This window comes from Nocardioides sp. P4_G4 (genome assembly GCF_056401085.1).
The window spans coordinates 1-17527 of record NZ_JBFUKA010000045.1; the positions used below are offsets into that span (position 1 = coordinate 1).

The 17527-nt window shown below is 71.7% G+C and carries 20 protein-coding genes; 3 read left to right on the forward strand and 17 right to left on the reverse strand.

The features are described 5' to 3' along the window. From secF to pdxT, 8 genes are all read right to left on the reverse strand, one after another. Window positions 1–976 (reverse strand): protein translocase subunit SecF (gene secF / locus AC1DQF_RS11875; protein ID WP_477525424.1); only part of this gene is annotated, 976 nt, incomplete at its 3' end. Beyond that, window positions 976–2676, reverse strand: a complete 1701-nt coding sequence (secD, locus tag AC1DQF_RS11880) for a protein translocase subunit SecD (RefSeq protein WP_477525425.1) — start codon at window positions 2674–2676, stop codon at window positions 976–978. The genes secD and secF, both read right to left, overlap by 1 nt. Window position 2677: 1 nt before the next feature. Beyond that, entirely contained in the window at window positions 2678–2989 is a 312-nt protein-coding gene (yajC, locus tag AC1DQF_RS11885; RefSeq protein ID WP_477525426.1) for a preprotein translocase subunit YajC, read from the reverse strand. A 106-nt stretch (window positions 2990–3095) separates the two neighbouring features. Then, window positions 3096–4208 (reverse strand): Holliday junction branch migration DNA helicase RuvB, encoded by a 1113-nt coding sequence (ruvB, locus tag AC1DQF_RS11890; protein WP_477525427.1) that lies wholly within the window; start codon window positions 4206–4208, stop codon window positions 3096–3098. A 13-nt stretch (window positions 4209–4221) separates the two neighbouring features. Further along, window positions 4222–4821: a Holliday junction branch migration protein RuvA gene (gene ruvA / locus AC1DQF_RS11895; protein WP_477525428.1), complete on the reverse strand. Its 600-nt coding sequence runs from the start codon at window positions 4819–4821 to the stop codon at window positions 4222–4224. Continuing rightward, the gene (gene ruvC / locus AC1DQF_RS11900) at window positions 4818–5339 is read right to left on the reverse strand and encodes a crossover junction endodeoxyribonuclease RuvC (RefSeq protein ID WP_457206563.1); all 522 of its coding nucleotides are present in this window, start codon (window positions 5337–5339) and stop codon (window positions 4818–4820) included. The genes ruvA and ruvC overlap by 4 nt, the downstream gene beginning before the upstream one ends. Before the next feature lie 213 nt (window positions 5340–5552). After that, on the reverse strand, window positions 5553–6323 hold the full coding sequence (locus AC1DQF_RS11905) for a YebC/PmpR family DNA-binding transcriptional regulator (RefSeq protein WP_477525429.1): 771 nt from the start codon (window positions 6321–6323) through the stop codon (window positions 5553–5555). A 44-nt stretch (window positions 6324–6367) separates the two neighbouring features. Then, complete coding sequence (gene pdxT, locus AC1DQF_RS11910) at window positions 6368–6964, reverse strand: pyridoxal 5'-phosphate synthase glutaminase subunit PdxT (RefSeq protein ID WP_477525430.1); 597 nt, start codon at window positions 6962–6964, stop codon at window positions 6368–6370. A gap of 44 nt (window positions 6965–7008) precedes the next feature. Here pdxT and AC1DQF_RS11915 point away from each other — a divergent pair, with 44 nt between their 5' ends. Next, window positions 7009–8127 carry a serine hydrolase domain-containing protein gene (locus AC1DQF_RS11915; protein ID WP_477525431.1) on the forward strand — a complete coding sequence of 373 codons (1119 nt, stop codon included), beginning with the start codon at window positions 7009–7011 and terminating at the stop codon, window positions 8125–8127. 7 nt (window positions 8128–8134) lie between these two features. Here the strand turns inward: AC1DQF_RS11915 and AC1DQF_RS11920 are convergent, their stop codons facing one another. From AC1DQF_RS11920 to AC1DQF_RS11950, 7 genes are all read right to left on the reverse strand, one after another. Continuing rightward, window positions 8135–9085, reverse strand: coding sequence for a signal peptidase I (locus AC1DQF_RS11920; RefSeq protein WP_477525432.1), 951 nt, complete (start codon window positions 9083–9085; stop codon window positions 8135–8137). Then, window positions 9082–9669, reverse strand: coding sequence for a SipW-dependent-type signal peptide-containing protein (locus AC1DQF_RS11925; RefSeq protein WP_477525433.1), 588 nt, complete (start codon window positions 9667–9669; stop codon window positions 9082–9084). The genes AC1DQF_RS11920 and AC1DQF_RS11925 overlap by 4 nt, the downstream gene beginning before the upstream one ends. Window positions 9670–9779: 110 nt before the next feature. Continuing rightward, window positions 9780–10337, reverse strand: coding sequence for a signal peptidase I (locus AC1DQF_RS11930; RefSeq protein ID WP_477525434.1), 558 nt, complete (start codon window positions 10335–10337; stop codon window positions 9780–9782). A 24-nt stretch (window positions 10338–10361) separates the two neighbouring features. Next, window positions 10362–10919 carry an alternate-type signal peptide domain-containing protein gene (locus AC1DQF_RS11935; RefSeq protein ID WP_477525435.1) on the reverse strand — a complete coding sequence of 186 codons (558 nt, stop codon included), beginning with the start codon at window positions 10917–10919 and terminating at the stop codon, window positions 10362–10364. A gap of 258 nt (window positions 10920–11177) precedes the next feature. Next, on the reverse strand, window positions 11178–12080 hold the full coding sequence (pdxS, locus tag AC1DQF_RS11940) for a pyridoxal 5'-phosphate synthase lyase subunit PdxS (protein WP_477525436.1): 903 nt from the start codon (window positions 12078–12080) through the stop codon (window positions 11178–11180). Between the two features lie 67 nt (window positions 12081–12147). Beyond that, window positions 12148–12828 (reverse strand): phosphatidylinositol phosphate synthase, encoded by a 681-nt coding sequence (pgsA, locus tag AC1DQF_RS11945; RefSeq protein WP_477525437.1) that lies wholly within the window; start codon window positions 12826–12828, stop codon window positions 12148–12150. A gap of 10 nt (window positions 12829–12838) precedes the next feature. Next, window positions 12839–13615, reverse strand: coding sequence for an inositol monophosphatase family protein (locus AC1DQF_RS11950; protein ID WP_477525438.1), 777 nt, complete (start codon window positions 13613–13615; stop codon window positions 12839–12841). A 71-nt stretch (window positions 13616–13686) separates the two neighbouring features. On the opposite strand from AC1DQF_RS11950, the gene AC1DQF_RS11955 reads away from it, so the two are divergent. Together AC1DQF_RS11955 and AC1DQF_RS11960 are read left to right on the forward strand one after the other, a co-directional pair. Continuing rightward, a complete protein-coding gene (locus AC1DQF_RS11955; protein WP_477525439.1) occupies window positions 13687–13821 on the forward strand; it encodes a hypothetical protein in 135 nt (44 codons plus the stop codon). Continuing rightward, entirely contained in the window at window positions 13818–14969 is a 1152-nt protein-coding gene (locus AC1DQF_RS11960) for a N(5)-(carboxyethyl)ornithine synthase (RefSeq protein ID WP_477525440.1), read from the forward strand. The genes AC1DQF_RS11955 and AC1DQF_RS11960 overlap by 4 nt, the downstream gene beginning before the upstream one ends. Here the strand turns inward: AC1DQF_RS11960 and AC1DQF_RS11965 are convergent, their stop codons facing one another. Both AC1DQF_RS11965 and thrS read right to left on the reverse strand, forming a co-directional pair. Next, window positions 14970–15488 (reverse strand): HIT family protein, encoded by a 519-nt coding sequence (locus AC1DQF_RS11965; RefSeq protein ID WP_477525441.1) that lies wholly within the window; start codon window positions 15486–15488, stop codon window positions 14970–14972. Continuing rightward, window positions 15475–17460 carry a threonine--tRNA ligase gene (gene thrS, locus AC1DQF_RS11970; protein WP_477525442.1) on the reverse strand — a complete coding sequence of 662 codons (1986 nt, stop codon included), beginning with the start codon at window positions 17458–17460 and terminating at the stop codon, window positions 15475–15477. Before thrS ends, AC1DQF_RS11965 begins: the two co-directional genes overlap by 14 nt. Window positions 17461–17527 lie beyond the last annotated feature (67 nt).

Consider the following 17527-nt stretch of genomic DNA (forward strand, 5'->3'; position numbering starts at 1 on the left):
GGGCCGCGGCCCGACGCTCGTCGTGGTCCACGTCCTTCTCGCCGGACTTGAGCTGCACGAGCAGCGGGGTCGCGATGAAGATCGAGGAGTACGCACCGGCCGCCATGCCCACGAAGAGGGCCAGGGCGAGGTCCTTGAGCGACCCCGAGCCGAGCTGTGCCACGCCGACGTAGAGGATCGCCGCGACCGGGATGAGGGCCACGATCGAGGTGTTGATGGAGCGCACCAACGTCTGGTTGACGGCCAGGTTGGCCGCCTCGGCGTACGAGAGCCGCGACTTCTTCAGCTCGTGGGTGTTCTCGCGGACCTTGTCGAAGACCACCACCGTGTCGTAGAGCGAGAACCCCAGGATGGTGAGGATGCCGGTCACCGTCGCCGGCGAGACCTCGAAGCCGGAGAGGGCGTAGACGCCGATCGTGATGAGCACGTCGTGGGCCAGGGCCACGATCGCGCTCACCGACATCTTCCACTCGCGGAAGTAGGCCCAGATGAACAGCACCACCAGGACCAGGAACACCGCCAGGCCGAGCAGCGAGCGCTGGGCGACCTCCTTGCCCCAGCTGGGGCCGATCTCGGTCTGGGAGATGTCCTCGGCGCTCGCGCCCGTGGTGTCGAGGATCGTGGTGACGATCTGCTCGCTCTCCGCGGTGTCGACGGGCTCGGTCTGGACGATGATCGCCTCGGACCCCGACGTGGTGACGACCGGGGAGCTGGCGGCGTCGACGCCGGAGCCGGCCACCGCCACGCGCAGCTCGTCCGCGGTGTCCTGGGTGACCTGGTCCGCCGGCAGCGAGACGCGGTACTCCGCACCCCCGGTGAACTCGATGCCCATGTTGAGGCCCTTGGACCACAGGCCCAGGACGGCCACCGCCACGATCAGCGCGGAGACGGCGTACCAGAGCCAGCGCCGGCCGACGAAGTCGATTGAGCGCTTGCCGGAGTAGAGCTCGTTGCCGAGCCGTGAGAAGGCGCCCATCAGGCGTTCGCTCCTGCCGTGCGGGGCTCGAGGCCCAGGGTGTCGCGGCTGAGGCCGGACAGGGCGTGCCCTCGGTTGAAGAACGGGTAGCGGGCCAGGTAGGACACCATCGGCTTGGTGAACCAGAAGAAGACCACCAGGTCGATGATCGTGGAGAGGCCCAGGGTGAAGGCGAAGCCCTTCACCACGCCGGCGGCGAAGACGAAGAGCACCACCGCCGCGAGCAGCGAGACCCCGTCGGCCGCCAGGCAGGTCTTGCGGGCCCGGGCCCAGCCGGACTCGACGGCCACCGGCATGGACTTGCCGTCACGCATCTCGTCGCGTATCCGTTCGAAGAACACGATGAACGAGTCCGCGGTGATGCCCACCGCGACGATCAGGCCGGCGATGCCCGGCAACGAGAGCGTGAAGCCCGCGCCCTCGCTCAGCAGCACGACCATGGCGTAGGTCAGCGCGGCCGCCACGAGCAGCGACGCGATGACCACCAGGCCCAGCCCGCGGTAGTAGACCAGGCAGTAGAGCATCACCAGCAGCAGCCCGACGAGGCCGGCGGTGATGCCGGCCTGGAGCTGGTTGCCGGCCAGGGACGGACCCACCAGCTCGACCGGCGGGTCCTTCTCGAAGGCGATGGGCAGCGCGCCGTACTTGAGGCTCGTGGAGAGGCTGTCGGCCTCGGCCTGGGTGAACTGGCCGGTGATCTGGGCGTTGCCGTCCAGGATCAGGCCGTTCATGGTGGGCGCCGAGATGACCTGGCCGTCGAGGACGATGGCGAAGAGCTTCTGGGTGTTGACCAGCGCGCGCGAGATCTCCGCGAAGGTCTCGGTGCCCTGGCGGTCGAAGTCGRGGTCGACGCCCCACTCGACGCTCTGGCTGTCCGGCGTGCGCGTGCTCGCGCCGGCGAGGTCGGTGCCCTCGATCATGGCCTTGGACAGCAGGAACTTGCGGCCGAACTCGTCGCAGGTGACCAGCGGCTTGTCGGGGTCGTCGACCACCTCGGCGGGCTGGCCGTCGGTCGGGCACGTGAAGGCGTCGAAGGCGGCCAGCGACTCGGCGTCGGGGTTGTCGATCCACGTCAGCGGGTCGTCGATGTTGCTCTGCGACCCGGCGTCGGTGCCACCGTCCCCCTGCTGGGGCGCGGGGCTCGGGGTCGTCGTCCCGGACGGGCTCGGGCTGGGCGACTCGCTGCTGGTCTGGTCGCTCCAGGAGTAGGGCGCGCGCTTCTTGGGCGCCGGCTTGGGCTTGCCCGAGGGGGTGACCTGCGGCTGGGTGCCCGCGCCACCGTCGGGCGTGCCCGGGACGGTGGGGTCGCTCCCCTGTCCCGCGGTCCCGGCACCGGCCGTCCCCGCGGCCTGCGCGGCGACGACGCGGAAGCGCATCTGCGCCTGGCGCTTGACCGTCTCGACGAGGTCGCGACGGCTCTCGCCGGGGATCTCCACCACGACGTACTTGCTGCCCTGGGTGGACACCTCGGCCTCGGAGACCCCGGAGCCGTTGACCCGGTCCTCGATGATCCCGCGTGCCTCGGCCAGACGGTCGGTGGACACGTCACCCTGGGCGATCAGGGTGATGCGGGTGCCGCCCTGGAGGTCGAGACCCAGCTTGGGGGTCCAGGTGCCGGCCACCGCGACGAGCCCGTAGGCGACCAGGAGCCCGAGGAAGAAGACGACGAGCGTGCGACCGGGCCGGGGGCGACGCGCCACCTCAGGCCTCGCCCTCGGTCGTGGTGGGCGGCAGGCCGGGGCCGTCGTCCTCGGGCGCGTCCTCGACCGAGCCGATCGCGGGCCGGACGACCTCGACCACGACGCCGGGGGCGATCTCCACCCGGACGCGGTCGTCGACGACGGACACCACGGACCCGAAGATGCCGGAGGTCAGCATCACGCGCTGCCCCGGCTGCAGGGCGGACTGGATGCGAGCCAGGTTCTTCTGGCGGCGGGAGGCGGGGCGAATCACCATCAGCCAGAAGAGAACGGCAATGGCCACCAGGGGCAGGAAGGAGACGAGCTCCGTCACGGTCGAGTACCTCGCGAGTCAGGGAGTGAGACGGCGATCCTCACGAGCATCTGACGTGCTCGGGGCGGACCAACGGTGGAGTGTACGTGCCGGGGTGGGAGCCGCGTCACATGTCGTCGAACAACGAGCCCTCGATGCCGGCGCCGGCGGGCATCGACAGGCCGAGGTGGCGCCACGCGGCCTGGGTGGCGACCCGGCCGCGCGGCGTACGGGCCAGGAGGCCGAGGCGGACCAGGAACGGCTCCGCGACCTCCTCGACCGTCTCGCGCTCCTCGCCCACGGCGACCGCCAGGGTGGCGACCCCGACGGGACCTCCCCCGAAGCGGCGGCACAGGACGTCGAGCACGGCACGGTCGAGCCGGTCGAGGCCGGACTCGTCCACCTCGTAGAGCTCGAGGGCCGAGCGGGAGACCGGCAGGGTCACCACGCCGTCGGCACGCACCTGGGCGAAGTCCCGCACCCGGCGCAGCAGGCGGTTGGCGATGCGGGGTGTCCCCCGAGACCGGGAGGCGATCTCCGAGGACCCCTCGGGGGTGAGCTCGACGCCGAGCAGGCCCGCCGAGCGGTGCACGATGAGGTCCAGCTCGTGCGGCTCGTAGAACTCGAGGTGGGCGGTGAAGCCGAAGCGGTCGCGCAGCGGACCGGGCAGCAGCCCGGCGCGGGTCGTGGCGCCCACCAGGGTGAAGGGGGGGATCTCCAGCGGGATCGCGGTGGCGCCGGGGCCCTTGCCGATGACGACGTCGACCCGGAAGTCCTCCATCGCCATGTAGAGCATCTCCTCCGCCGGGCGCGACATCCGGTGGATCTCGTCGACGAAGAGCACGTCGCCCTCGTTGAGTCCCGAGAGGATCGCGGCGAGGTCGCCGGCGTGCGTGATGGCGGGCCCACTGGTCAGGCGCAGCGGCGACGACATCTCCCCGGCGATGATCATGGCCAGCGTGGTCTTGCCGAGGCCGGGAGGCCCCGACAGCAGCACGTGGTCAGGAGCCTTGCCCCGCCGGCGCGCCGCCTCGAGCACCAGCCCGAGCTGGTCGCGCACCCGCGTCTGGCCGACGACCTCGTCGAGGCTCTTGGGACGCAGGGCCGCCTCGACTGCTCGCTCGTCGCCGTCGGCGTCCGCGTCGGTGAGGCGGCGGAAGTGGGCGGCCTCCGCCGGGGTCAGGTCCGCCTCGGAGACGTCGAGGTCGCCCTCGTCGGTGTCGTCCCAGTCGATCGGCATCGCGGACGTCCCCTCAGGCCTTGCTCAGCGTGCGCAGCGCGGCACGGAGCAGGGCGGGGACGTCGGGGCTCGCGCCGGCCTGGTCGGAGACCGCCTCGATGGCCTTGTCGGCCTCCTTGGCCGACCAGCCGAGGCCGACCAGGCCCTGTTGGACCTGGTCGCGCCACGGGTCGACGACCACGGCGGACGACGTACGCCCGCTCGCACCGACCGGCGGACCGATCCGGTCGCGGAGCTCGAGGATGATGCGCTGGGCGCCCTTCTGGCCGATGCCCGGCACCCGGGTGAGGGTCTTGACGTCCTCGGTGGCGACCGCGAGGCGCAGGTCGTCGGGCGTGAGCACCGCGAGCATCGCCTGGGCGAGCTTGGGCCCCACGCCGGACGCGGTCTGGACGAGCTCGAAGGCCTGCTTCTCGTCCTCGTCGAGGAAGCCGAAGACGGTCAGCGAGTCCTCGCGGACGACCATGCTCGTGGGCAGCATCGCCTGGTGSCCGACGCGCAACGTGGCCAGCGTGCCCGGCGTGCACATCAGCTCGAGCCCGACGCCGCCGACCTCGAGGACGGCGCTGGTCAGCGTGACGGCGGCGACCTCGCCGCGGACGAATGCGATCACTGCTTCCTCCCGGCCGCGGCGAGCGCGGCGTCGATGCGTGCCTGGGCGCTGCCGCGCCAGATGTGGGTGATGGCCAGGGCCAGTGCGTCGGCGGCGTCGGCGGGCTTGGGGGGCGCGTCGAGGCGCAGGATGCGGGTCACCATCGCGGTGACCTGCGCCTTGTCGGCGCGCCCGCTGCCGGACACGGCGGCCTTGACCTCGCTGGGCGTGTGCATCGCGACCGGCAGGCCCCGGCGGGCCGCGACCACCAGCGCGATGCCGCTGGCCTGGGCGGTGCCCATGATGGTGCTGACGTCGGATCGGGCGAAGATGCGCTCCACCGCCACGGCGTCCGGCCGGAACTCGTCGAGCCAGGCGTCGAGGCCCTTCTCGATGGTCACGAGCCGCTCGGCCACCGGGACGCCCGCGCTGGTGCGCAGCACGTTGACGTCGACGAGGCTCAGCGGTCGGCCGAGGGAGCCCTCCACCACGCCGACCCCGCAGCGGGTGAGGCCGGGGTCGATGCCGAGCACGCGCATGGGACCGGTCTCCTCACCGTCGTCACGTCGGGTCGTCCGAACATCTGTTCGTACGGCCACGCTACGGTCGCGGACGGTCCGGCCCGGTCCCGACACGCCGGAACCGGGCGAACGACCCGCACTGGGTGGGCGAGTCCTGCGCTGTGTGACCGTTGCAACCGTCACGAGGTGGCAAACTCCCCGCCTGAGCGGGGACTTTGCCGCACGCGCGAGTCAGGCGTCCTCGAGCTGGGCGAGGACCTCGTCGGGGACGTCGACGTTGGTGAAGACGTTCTGCACGTCGTCGAGGTCCTCGAGCGCGTCGACGAGGCGGAAGACCTTGCCCGCGGAGTCGCTGTCGCCGACCGGGATCTCCATGCTGGCCACGAACTCCACGTCGGCCGAGTCGTAGTCGATGCCGGCGGCCTGGAGCGCGGTGCGCACCTCGACCACGTCGGTCGCCTCGGACTGCACCTGGAACGCCTCGTCGAGGTCGTTGACCTCCTCGGCCCCCGCGTCCAGGGTGGCTTCGAGGACGTCGTCCTCGGACACCTCGCGCGTCTCCTGGGCCTTGGGCACCACGACGACGCCCTTGCGGGCGAAGAGCCGCGACACCGATCCCGGGTCGGCCAGGGTGCCGCCGTTGCGGGTGACCGCGGTCCGGACCTCCATGGCCGCGCGGTTCTTGTTGTCGGTGAGGCACTCCACCAGGATGGCCACGCCGGCCGGGCCGTAGACCTCGTACATGATCGTGGAGTACTCCGCGCCGCCCGCCTCGGCACCGGAGCCGCGCTTGAGGGCGCGGTCGATGTTGTCGTTGGGGACCGAGCTCTTCTTGGCCTTCTGGATCGCGTCGAAGAGCGTCGGGTTGCCGGTGGGGTCGGGGCCGCCCTGCTTGGCCGCCACCTCGATGTTCTTGATGAGCTTGGCGAACAGCTTGCCGCGCTTGGCGTCGATCGCGGCCTTCTTGTGCTTCGTGGTCGCCCACTTGGAGTGGCCAGACATGGGTCCCTCTTCTTCTCCGGAGCAGTACGGCGTGGTCCGCGCGGTCAGTGCCTGCGCACCAGGTCCACGAACAGCTCGTGGACCCGCGTGTCCCCGCCGACCTCCGGATGGAAGGAGGTCGCCATCAGGTGACCCTGGCGAACGCCGACGATCCTACCGGCGGCCGGTCCGGCGGCCACGCGCGCCAGCGTCTCGACACCGGGACCGACCTCCTCGACCCACGGTGCGCGGATGAAGACGGCGTGCACGGGGTCGTCGATCCCCTCCACGTGGAGGTCCTCCTCGAAGGAGTCGACCTGCCGGCCGAACGCGTTGCGGCGCACGGTCACGTTCAGGCCGCCGACCGTCTCCTGGCCCGGTGCCCCGTCCTGGACCCGGTCGGCCAGCAGGATCATCCCGGCGCAGGTGCCGAAGACCGGCAGGCCCTCGGCGACGCGTGCCCGCAGGGGCTCGAGGAGCTCGAAGATCCGGGCGAGCTTGATCATCGTGGTCGACTCCCCGCCCGGGAGGACCAGCCCGTCCACGGCGGCGAGCTCGGCCGGTCGTCGTACGGCGGTCGCGGTCACGCCGCACGCGGTGAGGGCCCGCAGGTGCTCGCGCACGTCGCCCTGGAGGGCGAGGACCCCGATCGTCTGGTTCACGAGCGAGGATCCTACGGACCGGTGAGGTCCGTATCCTCGCCCGCATGAGGCCCTCCCGTGCCACCGCCGTCGCCGCGGCGGCCGTGTCCGCCCTGCTCGTCCTCGGGAGCGCCCCGGCCGTCCTCGCGTCGCCGCCGCGGGACCGCGTGGACGGGTGGGCCACGGCGAGCCCAGCCGCCCTGGGGCTGCGTCCCGCCAGGCTGAAGGCGCTGGCCGCCGAGGCGAGGACCGCGGACTCGACCTGCTACGCCGTGGTCCGCGACGGCCGGCTCGCGCGGGACTGGAACTGGGGCCAGGCGCGCACGACCCCCCGCGAGGTCTTCTCCATCACCAAGTCGGTCACCAGCGCCCTGGTCGGGATCGCCGTGCGCGACGGGTCGCTGCGTCTCGACGACCGGGTCTCGCGCTACGTCCCGCAGTGGCGCGGCACCGCCTCGGAGGGCGTGTCCGTGCGCAACCTGCTCTCCAACGACAGCGGCCGGTTCTGGTCCATGGACTCCGACTACGGCGCTCTCGTGCAGGCCCGCAACCGCACCCGGTACGCCGTGGACCTGCCCCAGCAGTACCCGCCGGGCAGCACGTGGGCCTACAACAACGCGGCGATCCAGGTGCTGGAGGCGGTGCTGCGCCACGCCACCGGGACGCCGGTCGACCGGTTCGCCGCCCGACGGCTGTTCGCCCCGCTGGGGATGACGCACACCCGGATGGGGCGCGACGCCAGCGGCCGCTCGACGTCGGTCTTCTTCGGCCTGCAGACCACCTGCCTGGACCTGGCCCGTTTCGGCCGGCTGTACCTGGGCCGGGGAGCGGTGGACGGGCAGCGGATCCTGTCGCGCGGCTACGTGAGCGCGTCGGTGGGCAGGTCGTCGACCCCGCACAACGCGGCCTACGGGTTGCTGTGGTGGCTCAACCGTCCCGGTCCGCTGCGCGGCGCCACCGACCCGGTCGACGCGCAGGGCCAGCCCCTGACGCCGGTGGCCGGGCAGCTGGCACCGCAGGCGCCGCGCTCCACGTACGCCGCCCTGGGTCTCGGCGGCCAGGTGCTCCTCGTCGACCCGCGTTCGCGGACCCTCGTGGTGCGCCTCGGCCGGCCGGACCTGTCCGACCGGGCGGCCTACGGCTTCGCGGACGCGGCGGCGGTCGTCACGACCGCGCTGCGCTGAAGGAGGACTACCGGACGGCGACGCAGCTCGCGCCGCTGCCGTTGCCGCTGTAGCGGAAGTGGTTCGACTCCGACTCGAGCCCGCCCGTGATCGCCACGACCCAGATCTCGCCGACCGAGTTGTGGAGGTTGGCGTTGACGGTCGCCGCGGTCCGGGCCGCGCCGCCGACGGGCGTCTCGGTGGTCGGGCCCTGGTAGCGGATCTGGAAGCTGGTCGGGTCGGACGTCGACGTCCAGGTCAGGGAGGCCCCGCTCCCCTGTCGGGCGCAGCCCGTCAGGACCGGCTTCTCGGGCAGCGACGAGGCCTTGACCACGGAGATCTGGCTGGACGCACTCGCGGTGTCGGTCCAGAACGCCGTCGTCCCCTCCGGTGCCCGGGCGACCCCCACCCCGACGCCGGCCACGGTGGCCAGGGCGGCGAGCACCGCGACGGACTCGGACCGCGACGGTCGCGACCCGGACCGCGGCCGGACCAGGACGAGCAGGAGGACCGCGGCCACCCCGAGCAGCGCACCGCGCCCGACGGGTCCGGTCGCGGCAGCCAGGGCGGTCCCCACGTGCGGCACCGACAGCAGCACGCGATCGGCGTCCACCACGTCGTACGCACCGGCGTCCGCCGTGAGGTTGGCGTCCCCCTGCAGGGTCAGGCCGGCGTCGTCGATGGCGACGACACGGTGGGTGACCCGGGTTCCCTGGAGGTCCGGCACCGACACGACGTCACCGACCCGCAGGTCCTCGACGGGCACGGAGCGGGCCAGCGCCAGCGACCCGGCCGGGATCGCGGGCCCCATCGAGCCGGAGGTGAAGACGAGCGGCGTCATGCCGGCGACGGCCAGGACCAGCGCGGCGACGAGCGACAGCCCGCCGAGCACGGCCGCGACCGTCAGCGCGACGTCCGCGACCCGGTGCAGGTCGCGCGACGCCGACCGGGCGGGGGCGGGCGAGATGTCGATCGTCACGGGTTGGGGTCCTTCTGCACGGCCTTGAACGTCACCGTGATCGTGGTCCGGCCGCCGGCGGGGGCGGTCGGTCCCAGGTTGGCCTGGATGCACAGGGTCCGGCTCTGGCCGGACGGCAGCGCCTGAGGCGTGCCGACCAGCGTCCCGGCAAAGGACGACGACGAGGGCACGACCGTCCCTTGGCACGTCTTGCCGGTGCCCGAGGTGGTGACGGCGGAGGCGGTCGTGACCTTCGCGGTCAGCGCGGCCCCCGTGCCGGTGGGCGCGGTGTCCACCGTGGTGGCGTCGACCGTGTAGGTCATGACCGCGTTGTCGCCGCTGCTCGCGTTGCTCAGCGTGACCACCGCGGCCGTGGAGGTGTTCGGCGCCATGTCGACGACGTCGAGGCCGAGGGGGACCTGCTGGTCGCCGCCGTTGACCTTGAGGTCGAAGGTGCCGGCCTGGACGGCGCCCGGCGCGATGACGACGCGGGAGGACCAGTAGGCCATCGTGTTGACGCCGAGGGGGGCGACGAGGACACCGAGGGCAAGGGCGGCACGCACGCGCACCGAGCCCAGCACCCGGCGCTCACCGGGCCGTCGCACGACCGACGCCTGCCGGGAGCCGACGGCGTCGTGCCCCTGCGAGCACCCGAGCCATGCCGGTGAGGCTACCGGCGGCGAGGGGGCCGGAGCGCGGGTGGCGACCAGTCCCGTCACGCGGGCTGTCCCGGGACCGCGCCCGTCGCTGCGCGGCGGCGCAGCCGGGTGAGGAGGGCGGCGAGGAACTGCCAGCCCGCGTAGCCGAGGAGCAGCGCGGCGGCGGCGTACACGAGCAGCTGTCGCTCGTGGCCGTTGAGGAGCGTGTTGAGGCGGCCGAGCTGCGGCACGGCGTACCAGCGCTCGCCACGGACCTGCACGGGACGCACGGTGGCGGCGTCGGGGGTGCTGTTGGCGTCCCCCTGGGTGGTGAAGCGCAGCTCACCGGTGGAATCGACGCCGACGGCAACGACGCGGTGGGTCACGACGGTGGGCCTGCCGGACTCGAGCTGGTAGGTGATCACCGTGCCGACCGAGATCTCGGACGGGTCGACGGGCCGGGCCACCACGAGGGTGCCCGGCGGCATGCCGGGCTCCATGGAGCTGGTGAGGATCGTGTACGGCGTCGCGCCGCCGAGCCGCGGGACCAGCACGGCCACGGCCAGCACCGCCACCACGGCCAGGATGACCAGCCAGGCGAACACCTGGCCGGTCCATCCCAGTACGGCCCTCATCGACTCGGGTCCCGGATCCGCGGATCAGGCGTTCGGGTTGTTCTGGACGAGCGAGACGGCGATGTCGTTGAGCACCGCGGTGTCGCCCTGCGAGCTGTTGGTGTTGACCGCCGGCGAGCCCGTCTCGGCCGTGCCGTAGGGGAACGTGACGGTGAGGGTCGCGGTGACGGTCTTGCCGTTGTCGGCGGAGGTGACCTGGGCCGAGTTGCCGATCGCCGTGGTGCCGAGCGTGTACGCCGCAGCGACCGTGGCCGACACGTCGCCCGTGCCGATGTTGTAGGTCGCGGGCGTCGTCAGCGTGGCCGCCAGGTTGTCGCCCGAGCCGCGCACGACGAAGGTGCACTTCTTGGTGATCACGTCGCCCGGCACGAAGCGCACGACGGTGCTGCCGGCGCCGGCCTTGCCGGTGGCGTACTTCCACGTCGCGTCGCACGAGGGGGCGTCCAGCGACAGGTTGCCGGCCGTGACGTCGCCGCCCTGGATGGTCTCGGCGTCGCTCCAGTAGGCCAGCGAGCCCGCACCGCCGAGCAGCAGGACGGCGGCGGCGGAGGCGGCGAAAGCACCCTTGGTGGTGTTCTTCATGGGGAGGATCCTTTGGGCTTCGATGAGGTCTGTGCGAGGCCCGAGTCCGGAACCTCTTGACAGAACCTTGACGGGCCTCGACCCGCCTCCGCGCCAAAGAGTTGGAGCGTTTCACCGCCCGTGGAAGACCCTTTACCTTGCCGTGTCACCCACCCGTCCGACCGGTCTGGACCAGTGGCCCCCGAGTAGCCCGGACGTGTCAGTCCCGTGCGTCGCGGGGGACTCCCCCGCGACCGCCACGGACACGCGCGCGGGACCTCACCAACCGCGCTCGGAGAGCCGGTGCGGCTGCGGGATCTCGTCGACGTTGATGCCGACCATGGCCTCGCCGAGGCCGCGGCTGACCTTGGCGACGACGTCGGGGTCGTCGAAGAACGTGGTGGCCTTGACGATCGCCTCGGCCCGCTGGGCGGGGTTGCCGGCCTTGAAGATGCCCGACCCGACGAACACACCCTCGGCGCCGAGCTGCATCATCATCGCCGCGTCAGCGGGGGTGGCGATGCCGCCGGCGGTGAACAGGACCACGGGGAGCTTGCCCGTCCCGGCGACCTCCTTGACCAGCTCGTACGGCGCCTGGAGCTCCTTGGCCGCGACGTACAGCTCGTCCTCGGACAGGCCGTGGAGGCGGCGCAGCTCGGCGCCGATGGTGCGCATGTGCATGACGGCGTTGGAGACGTCGCCCGTGCCGGCCTCGCCCTTGGAGCGGATCATGGCGGCCCCCTCGGTGATGCGCCGGAGCGCCTCGCCGAGGTTGGTGGCACCACACACGAACGGCACGGTGAAGTGCCACTTGTCGATGTGGTTGGCGTAGTCGGCCGGGGTCAGCACCTCGGACTCGTCGATGTAGTCGACGCCCAGGGACTGCAGGACCTGGGCCTCGGCGAAGTGGCCGATGCGAGCCTTGGCCATGACCGGGATCGAGACGGCCTCGATGATCGAGTCGATCATGTCGGGGTCGCTCATCCGGGACACGCCACCCTGGGCGCGGATGTCGGCGGGGACCCGCTCGAGGGCCATGACGGCGACGGCGCCGGCGTCCTCGGCGATCTTGGCCTGGTCGGCGGTGACGACGTCCATGATGACGCCGCCCTTCAGCATCTCGGCCATGCCGCGCTTGACGCGCGAGGTGCCGGTGGCGGGGGCCTGCGGGGAGTCGGACATGGCTCAATCCTAGGACGGCGACACGGCGGACCCCACGTCGGGACCGGGCCCTGCGCAGTGCGGTGGATCAGGGCTGCGCGGGACCCTCCGGGGCGATCTCGGCCAGGGCCTGGCGGCGGACCAGCAGCACCCGCTGCAGCACCGTCACGGTGCTCGCGACCGCGAGCAGCCACAGGGCCACCTCGTAGAGGATCGGCAGGTCGAGCACGTCGCCGAAGAAGGTCAGCACGAGGATCGCCACCAGCCGGTCGGCCCGCTCCGCGATGCCCGTCTTGGCGTTGAAGCCCAGCCCCTCGCCACGGCTGCGCGCGTACGACGTCACCGAGCCCATCACCAGGCAGACCAGCGCCAGGCACAGGTAGAGACGGTCCTCGGCCGCCCACGCGAAGTACAGCGCCAGCCCTGCGAAGATGGCGCCGTCAGCGATGCGGTCGAGGGTGGAGTCGAGGAAGGCGCCGAAGCGGTCCGTGCGCCCCATCGTGCGGGCCATCTGGCCGTCGATGAGGTCGCTGAAGACGAAGACGGTGATGAACAGCACGCCCTGCCAGAGCATGCCCTGCGGGAAGAAGATGAGCGCTCCCGCGCTCACGCCCACGGTCCCGACCACGGTGACGGCGTCGGGGCTGATGCCCATCCGCACGAAGAGCCGCACGACGGGCGCGAGGACGACGCCCTGCCAGAACCCCTTGAACCGGTCCAGGACCGACTGGCTCAGCACGTTCGGACGGGGCCCGTTGTCTTTCTCCACAGCGGCGAGGCTACTCGGCGACGAGGGCCGCGCAGACCTCGGCCACCGCCGTGGGCACCCCGGCGACGTGCCAGTCGACCCCGGCCGCGTGCACCACCCGGGACTCGCCCCCGACGCCGCGGATGATCGCGGCGCCCGGCAGCCGGTCCCAGTCGGGCACCGTGTGCTGGAAGAGGACGTCGCACCGGCCCTGGGCGATCGCGACCGCGTCCATGGTCCCCGAGCCCATCATCCGCAAGGTCGCCACCCCGGAGACGGCACGCTGGAAGGCCGCGCCGATCTCGCCGTCGTAGAACGGCGGGTGGAGGTACGTCGTCGCGCACGACTCGGCCAGCGGCCGGTCGGCCAGCGAGGCGAGTCGTTGCCCCCGGACCGTGGTGGGCAGCCGCGGCCCGCCCACGAAGACGTCGCCCGAGGCCGGGTGGTGCACCGCCCCCAGCACGAGCTCGTCGCCGTCGAGCAGGGCCACGGCGCTGCACCACCAGTCGAGCCCACGGTGGAAGTTGTAGGTGCCGTCGACGGGGTCGATCACCCAGGTGGCTCCGCTGGTGCCGGACACGTCGGTGCCCTCCTCCCCCACGACGGCGTCGTCGGGCCGGAGTCGTCGCAGGGTCTCCACGACGTGCGCCTCGGCCGCCTTGTCGGCGGCGGTCACGATGTCGGAGACGTGCGTCTTGGTCTCCGCCTGCAGGCCGCTGCGGAGCATGGCCTGGGCCAGCGCACCCGCCTCCTCGACCAGGATCCTGGCGACGTCGACATCGGGGAGCAGCACACGGGAGTCGTCCACGGCGCCCACGCTAGCGGGGCGGCGTACTGTGGCACCACGGAGCCATCCAGGCTTCCGACCAGGGAGCCCCGATGAGCGACAAGTCGCCACGGCAAGGAATGACGAAGAAGTCCGGCAAGTCCATCAAGGAGAAGCGGGCCGACAAGCACGCCAAGGCCGCGGGGACGAGCACCGCCGTCGAGGGCCTGGCCCCCAAGAAGAAGTGAGCCTCCTCAGCCTCGGCGTCATCGGGACGTCCGCCAAGGAGAACGAGCGCCGGCTCCCGCTGCACCCCGAGCACCTGTCGCGCCTCGACCCCGCGATCGCGGGGCGCATCACCCTCGAGCACGGGTACGGCGAGCGTTTCGGGCGCTCGGACGCGGAGCTGGCCGAGCACGTGGCCGGCTTCGCGTCCCGCGACGAGATCATCGCCGGCTCCGACGTGGTGGTCCTGCCGAAGCCCCAGCACGAGGACGTGGCGGCCATGCGGCCCGGCCAGGTCCTCTGGGGCTGGCCGCACTGCGTGCAGGACCCCGAGCTGACCCAGCTGGCCATCGACCGGGAGCTCACCCTGATCGCCTTCGAGGCGATGAACCACTGGACGGTGGACGGCCGCTTCGGGCTGCACGTCTTCCACAAGAACAACGAGCTCGCGGGCTACTGCTCGGTGCTGCAGGCGATGCAGCTCGTCGGCATCACCGGCACCTACGGTCGTCGGCTCAGCGCCGTGGTGATCGGCTTCGGTGCCACCGCCCGCGGCGCGGTCACCGCGCTCAACGCCCACGGCGTCAGCGAGGTCGCCGTGCTCACCAACCGTGGGGTCGCGGCCGTCGGCTCCCCCATCCACTCGGTGCGGATCCGCCAGTTCGACCGCGACCCGCACGACCCGTCCGTGAGCCACGTGATCACCGACCGGGGCCGCGAGCCCCTGGCCGCCTACCTCGCCGAGAACGACATCGTCGTCAACTGCACGCTCCAGGACCCGGCCGCGCCGCTCACCTACCTGCGGACCGAGGACCTCGCGGCGTTCCGGCAGGGCAGCCTCATCGTCGACGTGTCGTGCGACGAGGGGATGGGCTTCTCGTGGGCCGTCCCGACGACCTTCGACGACCCGATGTTCACCGTGGGCGACCGCGTCCACTACTACGCCGTCGACCACAGCCCGTCGTACCTGTGGAACTCGGCCACCTGGGAGAACAGCGAGGCCCTGCGCCCGTTCCTGGAGACCGTGCTGTCGGGTCCGGACGCGTGGGACGCCAACGAGACCATCAGCCGCGCCATCGAGATCCGGGACGGCCGCATCCAGAACCCCGCGATCCTGTCCTTCCAGGGACGCGCCGCGGAGTACCCGCACGGCCTCGCGCCGGGGCGCTAGTCAGTCGAGCCAGGCCTCCGCGAGGAGGGCGCGGGTGTCCTCGAGCAGCTGGGGCAGGGTCTTGGTCCCGCCGATCACGGTGATGAAGTTGGCGTCCCCGGACCACCTCGGGACGACGTGCTGGTGCAGGTGGTCGGCCAGCGACCCCCCGGCCGGGCCGCCGAGGTTGATGCCGACGTTGAAGGCGTGCGGGTCGCTCACACTGCGGATGGCGCGGATCGCCCGCTGGGTCATGGCCATCAGCTCGCGCGACTCCTGGTCGGTCAGGTCCTCGAGGTCCGCGACGTGCCGGTAGGGCAGCACCATCAGGTGGCCGGGGTTGTAGGGGTGCAGGTTGAGCACGGCGTACGTCGACCCGCCGCGGGCGACGACGAGGCTGTCCTCGTCGTCACCCTCAGGGATCCGGCAGAAGGGACACCCGTCGGCGGTCGTGTCCGAGCGGACGTAGGCCATCCGGTACGGCGTCCACAGCCGGGTCAGGCCGTCGGGATCCGGCACGGCGCGGTCAGACCTGCTCACGGGAGGCGACCGCCTGCTGCACGCGGGCGATGGCCTCCTCCAGGGGTACGCCGTTGTCCTGGCGCCCGTCGCGGTAGCGGAACGACACAGCGCCCTTCTCGACGTCGTCGTCGCCGGCGATCATCATGAACGGCACCTTCTGCAGCTGCGCGTTGCGGATCTTCTTCTGCATCCGGTCGTCGGAGTCGTCGACCTCGACCCTCAGCCCGGCCACCTTCATCTGCCGCGCGACGTCGTACAGGTAGTCGTTGTGCCGCTCGGCGATCGGGATCGCCTGGACCTGGACGGGCGCGAGCCAGGGCGGGAAGGCGCCGGCGTAGTGCTCGACCAGGACGCCGAAGAAGCGCTCCAGGGAGCCGAACTTCGCGGAGTGGATCATCACCGGCTGCTGGCGCGAGCCGTCGGCGGCCGCGAACTCGAGCCCGAAGCCCTTGGGCTGGTTGAAGTCGTACTGGATGGTCGACATCTGCCAGGTGCGGCCGATGGCGTCCCGGGCCTGGACCGAGATCTTGGGGCCGTAGAACGCCGCCCCGCCAGGGTCGGGAACCAGCTCGAGTCCGGAGTCCACGGCCACGTCCTCGAGGACCTTGGTGGCGGTCGCCCAGTCCTCGTCGGTGCCCACGAACTTGTCGGGCTTGGAGTCGTCGCGGGTCGAGAGCTCGAGGTAGAAGTCGTCGATCCCGAAGTCGCGCAGCAGGCCGAGCACGAAGTCGAGCAGGTGCTCGACCTCCGCCGGGGCCTGCTCGGGGGTGACGTAGGAGTGGCTGTCGTCCTGGGTGAGCCCGCGCACGCGGGTCAGGCCGTGCACGACACCGGACTTCTCGTAGCGGTAGACGCTGCCGAACTCGAAGAGCCGCAGCGGCAGCTCGCGGTAGGACCGTCCGCGGCTGCGGAAGATGAGGTTGTGCATCGGGCAGTTCATCGCCTTGAGGTAGTAGTCCGACCCCTCGAACTCCATCGGCGGGAACATCGTGTCCTTGTAGTACGGCAGGTGCCCGGAGGTGTGGAAGAGTCCCTCCTTGCTGATGTGCGGGGTGCCGACGTAGTCGAAGCCCTCCTCGATGTGGCGCTGGCGGACGTAGTCCTCCATGACCCGCTTGATCACGCCACCCTTGGGGTGGAAGACCACCAGGCCCGAGCCGATCTCGTCGGGGAAGCTGAACAGGTCGAGGTCACGGCCGAGCTTGCGGTGGTCGCGACGCTCCGCCTCCTCGATGCGGTGGAGGTGCTCCTCCAGCGCCTCCTTGTCCTCCCAGGCGGTGCCGTAGATCCGCTGGAGCTGCTTGTTCTTCTCGTCCCCGCGCCAGTAGGCCGCCGCGGTGCRCATCAGCTTGAAGGCCGGGATGCGCTTGGTGGTCGGCAGGTGCGGACCGCGGCACAGGTCGGACCAGGCCGCCTGGCCGTCGCGGCCGATGTTGTCGTAGATGGTCAGCTCGGCGCCGCCGACCTCGACGTCGGCGCCCTCGGTGTCGTCGGCGCCGGCGCCGCCCTTGAGACCGATGAGCTCGAGCTTGTAGGGCTCGTCCTGGAGCTCGTCGATCGCGGCGGCGTCGGTGGTGACGCGACGCTCGAAGCGCTGGTTGGCCTTGATGATCTTGCGCATCGCGGTCTCGATCTTGACCAGGTCCTCGGGGACGAACGGGGTCGCGACGTCGAAGTCGTAGTAGAAGCCGTCGGTCACCGGCGGGCCGATGCCGAGCTTGGCCTCGGGCCACAGCTGCTGGACGGCCTGGGCCATCACGTGGGCCGTCGAGTGCCGCAGGATGTCGCGACCGTCCTTGCTGCTCATCTCGACGCCCTCGACCTCGTCGCCGTCCTGCAGCACGTGGGCCAGGTCCCGGAGGTCGCCGCCGACGCGGGCCGCGATGACGTCGGCGTCGTCCTTGAAGAGCTCCCAGGCCTTGGTGCCCGTCGTCAGGGTCTGCTCCTCACGCTGACCAGCGTGGGTGCGGACGACCTTGATCTCGGACACGGGGTGCTCCTTGTATCGGCGGTGCTCAGTTCGATGAGCGGACGCCTCGATGCTATCGGCCCGACCG